The 12,347-nt window shown below is 47.1% G+C and carries 10 protein-coding genes and 4 tRNA genes; 1 reads left to right on the plus strand and 13 read right to left on the minus strand.

Features of this window, described 5'->3' with window-relative positions; genetic code table 11:
* Nucleotides 1–5 precede the first annotated feature (5 nt).
* Genes sctF through sctD form a run of 3 tightly spaced genes read right to left on the minus strand, consistent with a single transcriptional unit; the run spans nucleotide 6 to nucleotide 2,012 of the window.
* Nucleotides 6–245 (minus strand): type III secretion system needle filament subunit SctF, encoded by a 240-nt coding sequence (gene sctF / locus ACOMHB_RS11610; protein ID WP_422133423.1) that lies wholly within the window; start codon nucleotides 243–245, stop codon nucleotides 6–8.
* A 38-nt stretch (nucleotides 246–283) separates the two neighbouring features.
* Complete coding sequence (locus ACOMHB_RS11615) at nucleotides 284–544, minus strand: hypothetical protein (RefSeq protein WP_448216726.1); 261 nt, start codon at nucleotides 542–544, stop codon at nucleotides 284–286.
* Nucleotides 519–2,012 (minus strand): type III secretion system inner membrane ring subunit SctD, encoded by a 1,494-nt coding sequence (gene sctD / locus ACOMHB_RS11620; RefSeq protein ID WP_448216727.1) that lies wholly within the window; start codon nucleotides 2,010–2,012, stop codon nucleotides 519–521. Before sctD ends, ACOMHB_RS11615 begins: the two co-directional genes overlap by 26 nt.
* Nucleotides 2,013–2,510: 498 nt before the next feature.
* Here sctD and ACOMHB_RS11625 point away from each other — a divergent pair, with 498 nt between their 5' ends.
* The gene (locus ACOMHB_RS11625; RefSeq protein WP_448216728.1) at nucleotides 2,511–4,247 is read left to right on the plus strand and encodes an AMP-binding protein; all 1,737 of its coding nucleotides are present in this window, start codon (nucleotides 2,511–2,513) and stop codon (nucleotides 4,245–4,247) included.
* Nucleotides 4,248–4,330: 83 nt separating this feature from the next.
* Here ACOMHB_RS11625 and ACOMHB_RS11630 read toward each other — a convergent pair whose 3' ends face one another.
* The 10 genes from ACOMHB_RS11630 to ACOMHB_RS11675 all read right to left on the minus strand — a co-directional run bounded on the left by ACOMHB_RS11630 (nucleotide 4,331) and on the right by ACOMHB_RS11675 (nucleotide 12,249).
* Nucleotides 4,331–4,747: a hypothetical protein gene (locus ACOMHB_RS11630; protein WP_448216729.1), complete on the minus strand. Its 417-nt coding sequence runs from the start codon at nucleotides 4,745–4,747 to the stop codon at nucleotides 4,331–4,333.
* A gap of 547 nt (nucleotides 4,748–5,294) precedes the next feature.
* Complete coding sequence (locus tag ACOMHB_RS11635; RefSeq protein WP_448216730.1) at nucleotides 5,295–6,740, minus strand: death domain-containing protein; 1,446 nt, start codon at nucleotides 6,738–6,740, stop codon at nucleotides 5,295–5,297.
* 282 nt (nucleotides 6,741–7,022) lie between these two features.
* On the minus strand, nucleotides 7,023–7,601 hold the full coding sequence (locus ACOMHB_RS11640) for a DJ-1 family glyoxalase III (protein ID WP_422413319.1): 579 nt from the start codon (nucleotides 7,599–7,601) through the stop codon (nucleotides 7,023–7,025).
* Nucleotides 7,602–7,809: 208 nt separating this feature from the next.
* Nucleotides 7,810–8,691: a patatin-like phospholipase family protein gene (locus ACOMHB_RS11645; RefSeq protein WP_448216731.1), complete on the minus strand. Its 882-nt coding sequence runs from the start codon at nucleotides 8,689–8,691 to the stop codon at nucleotides 7,810–7,812.
* Nucleotides 8,692–8,801: 110 nt separating this feature from the next.
* Nucleotides 8,802–8,878: transfer RNA gene (locus ACOMHB_RS11650), tRNA-Met, on the minus strand.
* Between the two features lie 47 nt (nucleotides 8,879–8,925).
* Nucleotides 8,926–9,002 (minus strand) — tRNA-Met (locus tag ACOMHB_RS11655).
* A gap of 47 nt (nucleotides 9,003–9,049) precedes the next feature.
* Nucleotides 9,050–9,126 (minus strand) — tRNA-Met (locus ACOMHB_RS11660).
* Nucleotides 9,127–9,173: 47 nt separating this feature from the next.
* Nucleotides 9,174–9,250 (minus strand) — tRNA-Met (locus tag ACOMHB_RS11665).
* Between the two features lie 147 nt (nucleotides 9,251–9,397).
* Nucleotides 9,398–11,350, minus strand: coding sequence for an acetate--CoA ligase (gene acs, locus ACOMHB_RS11670; RefSeq protein WP_448216732.1), 1,953 nt, complete (start codon nucleotides 11,348–11,350; stop codon nucleotides 9,398–9,400).
* Nucleotides 11,351–11,568: 218 nt separating this feature from the next.
* Nucleotides 11,569–12,249, minus strand: coding sequence for a response regulator transcription factor (locus tag ACOMHB_RS11675; RefSeq protein WP_448216733.1), 681 nt, complete (start codon nucleotides 12,247–12,249; stop codon nucleotides 11,569–11,571).
* Nucleotides 12,250–12,347 lie beyond the last annotated feature (98 nt).

Genomic DNA, 12,347 nt, shown 5'->3' on the forward strand with positions numbered 1-12,347 from the left:
CCGGCTTACAACTTCTGGATAATACTCTGGAGTGTGTCTTTGATGGATTTGATGATGCTGGATCTCAAACCCTCAATAATCATGTATTTATTGAACTCAACCTGAAACTCCACCATGTCTTTGGTATTGTTCGGGTCCATGCTCGATATTTTGCTTTTCAGAGCCTGATCAAGATTTTCAGCCGTTTTACCAAATACGTTCTGTACATGATCGAAGTTTAAATGGTTGGCTCGCTGCTCTGCCATGATCCCTCTCCCTGTTGGACGTAGCTGTCAGAAGGTGTTTAATCAGCGCGTTTCTTGTGATGAGTATTCCAGGTCTTGTCAACGACTTCAGCAGCGGCGATCAGGGCAGTGATCATCTTGTCGTTGATTTCAAACTCACCAGGAGAAAGCCCTTTGTCCCGTTCCGACTTCAGGCGAAAGGCTTCATCCACTAATTCCTTCAGCACCTGCTCCTTGAGTTCACCGTCAGCGTCTTGAATCAGGCGATCTTCGAGGTCGGAGAGATGGACTTTCTCATTGTCGGTTTGTGGGTCCTTCACTGTTGCCTCCAAGACGATATTTGATCCGATCTGTGCCTTTTGATAATAAAAGATAGTCAAGATTAATATCTTCAATTATATACCCGTTGGCCAGTTTTGCGCCGATCAGGTATTTGGCACCATCTTCCATGGTTACAAAGGGCACCCTTCCCATACTCACTGACCGAATCTTCAGAGAAGGGGCCAGTGGGGTGTTTAATACTTTGGCAGGTGCTCCAGCTGTTTTGGTAGCGAGTTTCAGCTGGGGCTGATTGCCATACTGTTTTCTGAATCGTGTGACCACATCGTTCAGGTTATATACTTGTTCATCGTCCAAGAGGTGGCCTTCTAAAGTGATTTGATTAGGTTTTTGTATCAAATGTATGCGGGGGCTAAGGCCTTTCTCCCTGAGCATGGACTTGAGCGTGTTAAGACGACCTGCCTGATTTTCTACCTGATCGACAATGGAAACCAGTCCGTGAACCTCCTGTTTCAGGGCGGCAGTTATTTTCTGCAGCTCTTCTGAGGTGGGAACATAACCGGTCATAACCAGTGAGCCAGGAGAGTTATCCAGCTCCAGACTGAGAGACGTATGCCCCTGATTCTTTAAAAGTACATCGGCGTTAGCCCTTAATTCACTCATGACCACCAGCTGTGAGCTGAAAGGAATCCCCTGCTCACGAAGTTCACGCTGGATTGTCTGTTTATCACTCATTGTCAGGGTGTAGCCAGAGATCAGGATGCTCTGGTCAGGAAGCTCTTTCAGTTTGATGTTTTTCTGGTTCAGTCGATTGCGGATCTCTTTGGCCTGATCAAGATGGCTTGTTTCAGCAGGCGCTTCGTCAGAGCCTCCTGAAAGTAAAACTATAAGAAGCAGGAAAAGTGCAAACATGCCTGCCGGGATTCCTATCAGCCATTTCCGGTCAATATTTTTCAGGGGGTTCTCAAACTCCTCTGAGTCGTCTTCAGCCTCTTCGTCATTTGCCTGAGAGTCATTAATGCCATCCAGATCATTGCTGAGGTTATTGAGGTCATCGCTGTTGAACTCTTCATCCTCATCGTCCGTCAGGATGTCTGGAGCATCAGGGAATTCATCATCTTCATCTTGCTCAGGGCCTCTGTTCTGATGTTCTTCCGGTTCTGGCTCAGGTCTCTGAAGCTCAGGCAGTGGTTGATCGGGCCAGTCGGCATCTACAGGGCCCAGAGAAAAAAACAGTTGACTGGAGGTTATGATGTCAAAATGATTGGCGTTCAGCTCTGAGCCCCTGGGCAGGCCGTTACTGTAGAGTAATCCGTCTTTAGACTGGCTGGATATTTTTATCTGACCCTGAGGGCTGATGTTTATTATCAGTTCCAGATCATTGAGCGATTCATCGGTCAGGACCAGATCAGACTGATCGCTTTTACCCAGAGAGTGGCTTCCGGGTTCAAGTGGAATTTCAGCCCCCTGGTGATTGCCAGAGAGTATTTTGAGGTAAAACTCGATCATGGCCGTCTACCCGAAATGCTTTCCTTAGCTAATGGTTCCGTATGGGCTAATGGTTATTTTCACTTTCCCAGAGCCTATCTCATTTCATCGTTCTTAAGTTTAAAAAGTGAAATGGTTTTTTTGGGCTATCTTTCCCCTGATAAAGATTTTATAAACTTTGATTTTCAGGTGATTTAAATCCTAGGTTAAGTGAAACTACCTGTCTTTTCCAGAGTTCTTTATTTGGTCTACATCTTCGAACAAAGTGCTGATAAGGTTAGTATCAACCACGAAAAGCTGGTAAAACTCCCTTAGCGGCTATATGAGTGCAGGTGCATTTTTAGCGTATTTACCCTACAAATGCACCAAAGCGGCTGTAAGAGCAAAGAGCCTATGGGGCTGGTAGTTGACGGTTGACGACAGAAGTCGGCCAGACCCAAAAGTGCGAACACTCTTATATAAATGGTGATGTATGCGGCAGCAGGCGAACGATCACTTGTGTGCGCCAGAAGTCGTCGCATGATAACAAGAAGAGAGCAGGTACTTATGGAAGCATCTTTCTGGAGCGATAAGCGTCCGGCTGGCGTTGCTGAAACTATTGATCCCGATCGCTACCCCAATCTTTTGGCGATTATAGAGGAGCTTCTTGAAAAAAATGCCTCCCGACCGGCATTTACAGGTATTGGGTATACTCTGACTTACGGTGATCTGGACCGCTACAGTCAGCAGTTTGCCAACTATCTTCGTGAGCACACATCCCTGAAGCCTGGCGACAGAATTGCCATCCAGATGCCGAATCTGCTTCAGTATCCTATAGCCGTCTACGGAGCCATCAGAGCAGGTCTTGTCATAGTTAATACCAACCCTCTTTACACCGATCGGGAAATGTTGCATCAGTTCAATGATTCCGGTGCCAAAGCTTTGGTGTTTATGGACAACTTTGGCCATCTGGTTGAAGAGGTTGTAGAAAAAACCGGCATTGAGCACCTGATTGTAACCCGCGTGGCCGACATGCTGCCATTTGCAAAACGTACCCTGATTAACTTTGCTGCAAAACATGTCAAGAAGATGGTGGAACCTTTTAATCTGCCAAAGGCGGTGTCTTTCAGGGATGCACTGGCAAAAGGCGAAGCCTGTCAGGCTGTACCTCTTGAAAATCCTCCTGCACCTGAGGACCCTGCTGTTTTCCAGTACACGGGCGGAACCACAGGGGTTGCGAAGGGGGCGGTACTGACTCAACGCAACCTGATTGCCAATATGCTTCAGGCTGCGTCAGCTCTGTCACAGCTGGATGAAAGTGGTCAGCCGGTTCAGCAGCTCGGCAATGAAATTCTCGTGGCGCCACTGCCTCTTTATCATATTTATGCGTTTACCGTGCATCTGCTCTGCATGCCGTATATGGGAAATCAGAATGTCCTGATTGCCAATCCCAGGGATACCAAAACCTTTATCAAATTTATTAAGCCCTGGCAGTTTACTGGCTTCATTGGTTTGAATACGCTGTTTGTCAGTTTGCTCAATCACCCAGACTTCAGGGGGTGCGATTTCAGTAAACTAAAACTCACCCTTTCCGGTGGTACGGCTTTGCAGAAAGAAACCGGAATTCGCTGGCGGAAATTTACCGGATGTTATGTCTCGGAAGCCTATGGTTTGACGGAGTGCTCTCCAGCAGTTTGCATGAATCCTTTTGGCGATACTGCCCAACTGGGCACTGCCGGACTGCCATTGCCCAGTACTGAACTGAAAGTGATTAATGATGGCGGCGAAGCTCAGGCTGTAGGAGAAAGGGGGGAACTGTGTGTGCGAGGACCCCAGGTCATGCAGGGGTACTGGAAAAGGGCAGAAGCCACTGCCGAGGTGCTGTCTGAGGATGGCTGGCTGAGAACCGGCGACGTGGCCGTTATTAAAGAAGACGGCTTTGTTGAAATTGTTGACAGAATCAAGGATATGATTCTGGTTTCCGGCTTTAATGTTTATCCCAATGAGATTGAAGATATAGTGGCCAGCTTTGACCGGGTAGAGAATTGTGCCGCCATCGGCATTCCTGATGACGTCACCGGAGAGAGAATCAAGTTGTTTGTGGTTCCTGCAGACGACGAATTGAAGAAAGAAGATGTGGTGGCTTATTGCAGGGATCATCTGACTGCATACAAAGTGCCCAAGGATATAGAATTCCGTCAGGAGCTACCCATGACACCGGTCGGAAAAATTCTGAGGAAAGATTTGCGTAAGGAAGAGCTGGAAAAAAACGCCTGATATCCATTCAGGTACTCATAAAAAAACCGGCTTTGCGCTGGTTTTTTTATGAGTACCTGAAAATATTTTGAGTAGATAGTTTATCAGGTACTTGTCTCAGCCTTGGATTCGTTGCTTTTATTCTCCGGAAAATACTGGCTGAGTACCTCTGGGTCACTGCTAAGTGCATCGCAGGCTTCTGGTTGTGAAACAGGAGTGATGCTGGTCGAGTAGAGCTTCATGTTGCGGATACTGGCATCAAACCAGAACCAGTTTTTATTCTCCGAATAACACAAGGCTCTGGCCGTGTAGTTAACAGATGGTACCAGGGGGACTGCAGGGAAGCCATGCAGTTGTTTTTTGACAACTGTAGAGTTCAGGCAGGAGTAGGTAATATCGTTGTAGCGTCGTTCAAACCGGTTAAACGTCTGAGCGATCAGCTGTTCAGCCATTTTGTCTTGTCTCAGACTCAACTGATAGAGAGCCAGTCCACATAAGAACAGAATGATTACGCTTTCCATAATGAGTACCTCAAGGCTTTATTAATAAGTGCAAGCGTCCTTACCTGCTTTTTCTAACCTCTTTTTCAATCAAACCATATATCCCTGGCTTAGGGAAGCTTATGATTGATTATGTAATACCAATCGAACTTTCTAACTCCCTATTGCGCTGAAGATTTGAGCCTTAATCCTGCGTTGCCGATCGTCGCCATAGCTAAGGCTATGACTCCTCACGCCGCCTTGTCTTAAGGCTCAAATCTCCATGCTCATCACGGGAGTTAGAAAGCACGATTGGTATAATTAGTGTTTTCGATGACTTTCAGATTTACTTGAGGCATCAGAAGATACGGCTTCAGAGTAGAGTGTTGATAGATTGACAATTTTTGTGGCGAATCTGGTATAACCTGGTCAGCGTTGGGTTGAAGTGAATTTTATCAATGCTGAAGGCCAGCCTGAATTTCATACCATTGTCATAAATGAGGGTGCATATGAGAAAAACAAATCCGTAAAAATTCCGGCAGACAGTGCAAGTGGCTCTACTGCTGAATTTGGCGCTATGTAATCAACATTAATCCTGCACCATTGGGTCAGATCCTGAGCTGCCTGATGCTTTGTATTTTACCAAGTAGTCAGGTAAAGATGGTTTATCTTCAGATAAAGTGCTGCAGAATGTTTCGTCTGAATATTTTTCAGTCCAGGTAGCTTGCCTTTCCCATTCCAGTAATTGCCCATTGTCTTCATATTTACAGTCAGACATCCTGAAAAGTCTGGTTGTTGCAACAAGGTGGGGTCTGTAATCCGCGTAAAAAGACAACATTCCATATGCGCCGCACATTGGGTAATCTGTTATTAAATCATTATTATCTTCATAAGTGGCAAGAAAGCTGTTAGGCACCATGCCACTAATAGAAAGCGATCCTTCAAAAAAAAATATTGTATCAAAAGTACCGTCTCTACAAATTTTTCTATAGGGATGATAAAATGATTTGAATGGGACAGGTATATAATCCACATCAAAATAAGCCCCCATAGTTGGAATTTGCGCTTCATGGATATGTGATTCTCTCATCGCAGATTTTATATAAGAGCTTCCCCTTGATAAAAGCACAGGTCTTAAGCCATCTATAACTTCATCGAAAGCTAGTTCCTTGTTGAAAACCAATGTTTCAGAAATTCTGGATTTTCCTATATGCCAGTAGGTATATCTTTCCTCATCACCCCAGTTGATATTATCAATATCCAGGATCAATATATTTTTAATTCCATCAGATAGAATATTCCTTTGAAAATCGGAGAATGTACTTTTTTCTTCTTTTCGATCTAACATTGATGAGCTGTACCATAAAACAACCAGTTTATCATTATTGTGTTGAGCCCAGTCATAACATCTTTGTTTTACCGGGCAATCCGTTGTGTTTGGTAAAGTGAGTGAGCTTTCATCTTTTTTAATCCAAATAAGAAAAATATATGATGTAAAGCATCCTGATTTATCAGGAAAAGGATTTGTCTGGATTTTTTCTTGATTGTTTATTTCCCGAAATGGGTAAAATTTTTTGTTAAAATGCCCACTTCTTTCGATAGCATTAAAGATAGCTTCTGCATCCATATTTTTATCAATTTGTGCTTTTCGTATCATAGCTTCAATTAAAAAAACAAAGTCAGGCAGTTTAGAGTGAAGCTTGTTGTGATGAGATTCGGTTCCACGGATATAGGTACACTGAAGTTCTTGAATTTCAGCATCAGTGAAGCCTAAAGATGATGCCATTAACTGCCATTTTTCTCCGACAGAGTACTTGATGAAATCAATGCAAGAATTACTCAAGGGCAATTCAATTGAGCGATTGAACAAGCGGGTAGAGCGTTCGTGGTCTGGACAAAATGAAATATGTTTTTCTGTACAGTTTACTGTGCAAACAGGAATTCCATTCCACAATGGTTCATCTCTGTATGACCTGAGCAATGAGCTGTTCATGACTCCGACTTGAAAATCAGTTCCTTTTCCTATGCCATCCATATATCAAGACCCTTTAATCATTAGATATATGATTTAGACTCTGATCTCAAACCAAAGTTCATAAAGTGTGAGTTTTACTAACCACCTGGAAAGAACATAAAACACAAAATTCTACCTCAGAGCGCCTGCGGCGCAGCTGAAAGCCATTATGAGGTGTGGCTTACTGGGGAATACTTTTTCCGGACGAAAGAGGGCGCTGAGTTTTTTGAGTTCAGGCTTAACGAAATACACTGCTGTTCATGGCAGCTTAATGTCATAACATCCACTGTCTGGATGTTGTGCTCAGAGTGCCCAGTCTGCCAGCATCTGTTTGGCTATAGGGCGGTAGGCGTCTTTACCGTATACCGCATCAATCAGAGCGAAGCTGAAATTCATGGCGCAGCCGGGCCCCTGAGCGGTAATTACCCGGTTTTTCTGATCGACGACCACCGGGCTTTCCGGTTGTGGCAGAGCCCCCTCCAGCTGATCAAAAAAAGTGGGGTAGCAGGTAGCACGCACATTATCGAGAAGTGAGTGATGAGCCAGAACAACAGCTGATGAGGCACAGATAGCGGCATACCAGCGTTGGGCTTTGTGTTGCCGGTGCAAAAGTTCCGTAAGGTGGGGGTTGTCTCTGAGGTTGGCTGCCCCGGGCATGCCCCCGGGCAGGGCTATCAGGTGGAAGTTTTTATTGAGAAATACTTCGATGTGGTCGTCGGCTATCAGCTTGATACCTCTGGATGCCTCAATTTCCAGATTGCCATCGGAAGTGCAGGCAGCGACAGAGACCTGGGCTCCGGCCCTGCGAAGGGTATCGATAATAGTGACGGCTTCAATTTCCTCACAGCCATGAGCAACTGGAACGAGAATCTGCCTTGGCATAATGAAACCTCTATGGTTGAACCTTCGGAATGCAAGTATACAACCTGCTCTGAATCTGGCGGTTTTAGAACAGGCACTGCTTAGCCTGTCGAGCTGATTGAGACAATCGTCAGTTCCACAGATTCATAAGCCTAGTAGGGATGGTTAATAAAGCCAGAGAGTATGTTATAGAGTTTGTAAATCGGCATGATCACCAGGATCAGGTCAGTCAGGCCTGATTAAGCTGTTGGAGGAACGAAAACCCTGCGGAATAGCCTTTGTGATAGTCGGAAACCAGTCTGGCACGGTCTCGCGTGCTTCTGGTTGAACTCAGGGAAGTATCCGGAGCAATTTCTGTAATGGATATACCATTACGTTTTAACTGATCAAAGCTGTCCAGAGTTTCGTTATAGATTGAGTACTGCTGGCGAATCAGCTCGGCCACTTCAGGTTGCTTTCGGAATTGCCAGGCCAGCAATCTATTGCTCGACGAAGCCTTCTTGCGATAATGGCTTTCGCGACTCCTCAACACAACTATGTGTTCATAGCCATCCTCGGCAGCTTTCATAACTGGCAGGGGGTCGGCAAGACTTCCATCTACATGATTTTTTTCATTAATGGTTATGGTACTACGATAAATCATGGGAAGTGCGCTGGAGGCCTTCAGAACTGTGAACAGTTGTTCCAGTTCAAAGTATTCATCGAACTTGTGGTAGATAGGGTAACCTGAACTTGCGCAGCTGGTAACCACCGTGAATGTTTTGTCTCGAAGATGGTTTCGAAACTTGTCAATATTCATGTGCTGTCTCTGGATGCGATCAAACAGCCAGTCGAGGTCAAACAGATTACCGCCTTTCATGTGGCGCTTGAGGCTGATGAAATGGGTTTCCAGACAGGCGCCTGTGTAGATGTCGAGGTTACGACCCCGTTGACCGGCAATAAAGGAAACCAGGTTGAGCGCACCGGCCGAAGCTCCATAGAAGCCATTGAACTGCCGATGGCGTTTGTCCATGAAGGCGTCCAGAATGCCGGCGGAGTATATACCACGCATTCCTCCGCCCTCAACGACAAGTGCCGTTTTTGTGAGTGAGCTGGCCTCTTTTTTCTGCATTGAGATCCCAAACAGTCACGAACGGAAGAGAAATCTTTTATCCCTGCCTGATGCAGGCATTAAAAGTTTTTTCTGCAAAAAAAATAAAGCCGGAAAATCCGGCTTGTATTTGGTAGCGGGAGCCGGATTCGAACCGACGACCTTCGGGTTATGAGCCCGACGAGCTACCAGGCTGCTCCATCCCGCATCGAAATCTGTGCAACAGTTGTCTGGTGGTCAACTGTCGTTGTAAGTTGGTAGCGGGAGCCGGATTCGAACCGACGACCTTCGGGTTATGAGCCCGACGAGCTACCAGGCTGCTCCATCCCGCACCGAAATCTGTGCAACAGTTGTCTGGTGGTCAACTGTCGTTGTAAGTTGGTAGCGGGAGCCGGATTCGAACCGACGACCTTCGGGTTATGAGCCCGACGAGCTACCAGGCTGCTCCATCCCGCACCGAAATCTGTGCAACAGTTGTCTGGTGGTCAACTGCCGTTGTAAGTTGGTAGCGGGGGCCGGATTCGAACCGACGACCTTCGGGTTATGAGCCCGACGAGCTACCAGGCTGCTCCACCCCGCATCAACGAGGAGCGCATAGTATGGACGATGATCCCTAAAGTCAATAAAAGATTAAAATGCTGCGGTTAATAACTATACCAAGGGTGAGACAAAGAGCTCCGGAATGCAGAGCTCTCTGTGGGTTTAAAATCTCAGTCCGGGAACAAGGTCAGCCCGCTAATGCGCGGTCCCTGATGAGCGTTTCTACAACAGAAGGATCCGCCAGTGTCGATGTATCTCCCAGACTTTCATACTCGCCTGAGGCAATTTTGCGCAGGATTCGGCGCATAATTTTGCCGGATCGGGTTTTGGGGAGTCCCGGAGCCCACTGGATGATATCCGGTGAGGCTATAGGGCCGATTTCCTTGCGAACCCACTGTCTTAATTCACTCTGGAGCTCTTCTGAATACTCAGACTCGGCTATCAGTGTTACGTAGACGTATATTCCCTGCCCCTTGATATCGTGAGGGAAGCCAACAACAGCAGCTTCGGCAACATCATGATGAGAAACCAGAGCGGACTCAATTTCAGCAGTGCCCATGCGGTGACCGGAGACATTGAGAACGTCATCAACACGCCCCGTGATCCAGTAATAGCCATCATCATCCCTGCGGGCGCCATCACCCGTGGTGTACATACCCTTAAAGCTGGAGAAGTAGGTTTGAACAAAGCGCTCATGGTCATTAAAGACGGTCCGGGCTTGTCCGGGCCAGCTATCGAGAATAACCAGGTTGCCTTCCTGTTCGCCTTCGAGAATACGACCATCGTTATCAACCAGGGCGGGTCTGATACCAAAGAATGGGCGAGTTGCAGAACCGGGTTTCAGATCGGTGGCGCCGGGGAGAGGTGTCAGCATAGCCCCTCCCGTTTCTGTCTGCCACCAGGTATCTACTATGGGGCAGTTTTCATTGCCGATGGTTTTGTAGTACCAGTTCCATGCCTCGGGGTTGATCGGTTCTCCTACGGTGCCCAGAAGTCTGAGACTGGAGCGATGAGTGTCTGCAATAGCCGCATCACCTTCAGCCATTAGCGCCCGTATTGCCGTGGGGGCGGTGTAAAGAATATTAACCTGATGTTTGTCGATGACCTTGCTGACTCTGTTGCAGGCCGGGTAGTTGGGTACACCTTCATGCATAACCATGGTGGCGCCATTCAGAAGTGGGCCATAGGTGACATAGGTATGGCCTGTAATCCAGCCAATGTCAGCGTTACACCAGAATACTTCACCCTCCCGATAGTCAAAGACATACTGATGGGTCATGGATGCATAAACCAGATAACCGCCAGTGGTGTGAAGAATGCCTTTAGGTTTGCCCGTGGAGCCGGAAGTGTAGAGTATAAACAGTGGGTCTTCCGCGTTCATCGCTTCAGGCGTGCAGTGAGGTGAAGCCATGGTCGTCAGATCCTGCCAGCTCAGATCACGACCATCCTGCCAGTAAACCGTTTCACCGGTGTGTCGCAAAACAATGACCTTTTCAACGCTGGTCACTTCCGGGTTTTCGAGAGCTTGATCAACGTTCTTTTTGAGAGGAACTTTTCGTCCACCCCGAATGCCTTCATCAGCGGTAATAACCAGCCTGGCGTTGGCGTCGATTATTCTTCCCGCCAGGGCTTCGGGTGAAAAGCCACCGAAGATGACTGAGTGAATGGCGCCAATGCGTGAACAGGCCAGCATCGCCACTGTGGCCTCTATGACCATTGGCATGTATATGGCGACAACATCACCTTTGCCAATGCCCTGACTCTTAAGCCCATTGGCTAACCGACAAACTTGTTCGTGAAGCTCCTGGTATGTCACTTTTCTGGGGGCATTGCCTTCTTCATCCGGTTCCCAGATGATGGCAACCTGATCGGCTTTTTTGTTGAGGTGACGATCCAGACAGTTGAAAGAGGCGTTGGTGGTGCCGTCGAAGAACCATTTGATATCGACATTTTCATGATCGAACGACACCTTCCTGATCTGAGTGTATGGAGTGAACCAGTCGATTCTCTTGCCATGCTCTCGCCAAAACTTTTCGGGGCTGACGACTGATTGCTGGTACATCTCAAGATAACGTTTGTTATCTGCCAATGTATTCTCTCGTTGGACCTCAGTTACCGGGTACACACGCACTTCGTTCATAATGAATCCCTGGTTTATTTTAATTGTTCTTGTGATTGTTCTTCTGATTGTTCTTCTGGCAGTGTATTGATACGGTGTTTGTAGTTTTTAGCATTGTGGTGTCTGAATGTCATCTTAAGGCGATACTTCCATAAAGAAATCAGACTTTGTCACCATAATTCTATTCTCATCGCTCACAGCGCCTGTATCCGTCAGGGCTATATTTGACCGTGAGTTGATTAAGCAGGAGGAGGGACAGCAGACGAGCCGTTGTCACCTGCGAAAGGCTGATCAATTTCCAGCTCGTTCATGGCAATCACAGCCTGGGTTCTGCTGCGAACGCCCAGTTTTTTGAAAATAGCTGTGATATGTGCCTTTATCGTGGCTTCTGATACTTCCAGTTCGTAAGCAATTTGTTTGTTCAACAGACCTTCACTAATCATGCCCAGAACTCTGAACTGTTGTGGCGTTAGTGTGGCGAGCTTTTCTTCCAGTTCGGACAGCTGTCCCTGTTCTGGCAGTTCGGGCAGCGATTCTGGTAGCCAGGTATCTCCCTCAAGCACCCGGCTCACGGCATTCTTCAGAACATCCAGTGGTGAGGATTTCGGGATAAAACCCTGAGCGCCATGATGCAGTGAGCGATGGATGATCTGGGCATCCTCAGAAGCGGAAACAATAACAACAGGGACCTGCGGATACTGTCCCCTGAGAAAGATCAGACCAGAAAGGCCATGAGCACCCGGCATGTTGAGATCAAGAAGGATCAAGTCAGGCGATGGCACCTGTTCAAGGACATTCTGCAGGGCTGCGATGGACCCGGCTTCATAAATTTCAGGATTATCCAGCCCCTGACGCAGAGCTGCCTGTAATGCGGCCCTGAACAGAGGGTGGTCGTCTGCAATGATGATCTTGTATTCCATGGACTCAGAGTGCCAATTACCTGGTCAGTGATGGAGGCTGACCGTTGTTATTGTTTTGCAAGCCGACCCTGACATCACGTCCCGGCTGTGTCCTGAAC

This window comes from Endozoicomonas sp. 2B-B (assembly GCF_053470045.1).

Coding starts and splice junctions, on each gene's coding strand:
- sctF (WP_422133423.1), bottom strand. CDS start 245: ATGGCAGAGCAGCGAGCCAACCATTTAAACTTCGATCATGTACAGAAC.
- sctD (WP_448216727.1), bottom strand. CDS start 2,012: ATGATCGAGTTTTACCTCAAAATACTCTCTGGCAATCACCAGGGGGCT.
- ACOMHB_RS11625 (WP_448216728.1), top strand. CDS start 2,511: ATGATAACAAGAAGAGAGCAGGTACTTATGGAAGCATCTTTCTGGAGC.
- ACOMHB_RS11630 (WP_448216729.1), bottom strand. CDS start 4,747: ATGGAAAGCGTAATCATTCTGTTCTTATGTGGACTGGCTCTCTATCAG.
- ACOMHB_RS11635 (WP_448216730.1), bottom strand. CDS start 6,740: ATGGATGGCATAGGAAAAGGAACTGATTTTCAAGTCGGAGTCATGAAC.
- ACOMHB_RS11640 (WP_422413319.1), bottom strand. CDS start 7,601: ATGCCAAGGCAGATTCTCGTTCCAGTTGCTCATGGCTGTGAGGAAATT.
- ACOMHB_RS11645 (WP_448216731.1), bottom strand. CDS start 8,691: ATGCAGAAAAAAGAGGCCAGCTCACTCACAAAAACGGCACTTGTCGTT.
- acs (WP_448216732.1), bottom strand. CDS start 11,350: ATGAACGAAGTGCGTGTGTACCCGGTAACTGAGGTCCAACGAGAGAAT.
- ACOMHB_RS11675 (WP_448216733.1), bottom strand. CDS start 12,249: ATGGAATACAAGATCATCATTGCAGACGACCACCCTCTGTTCAGGGCC.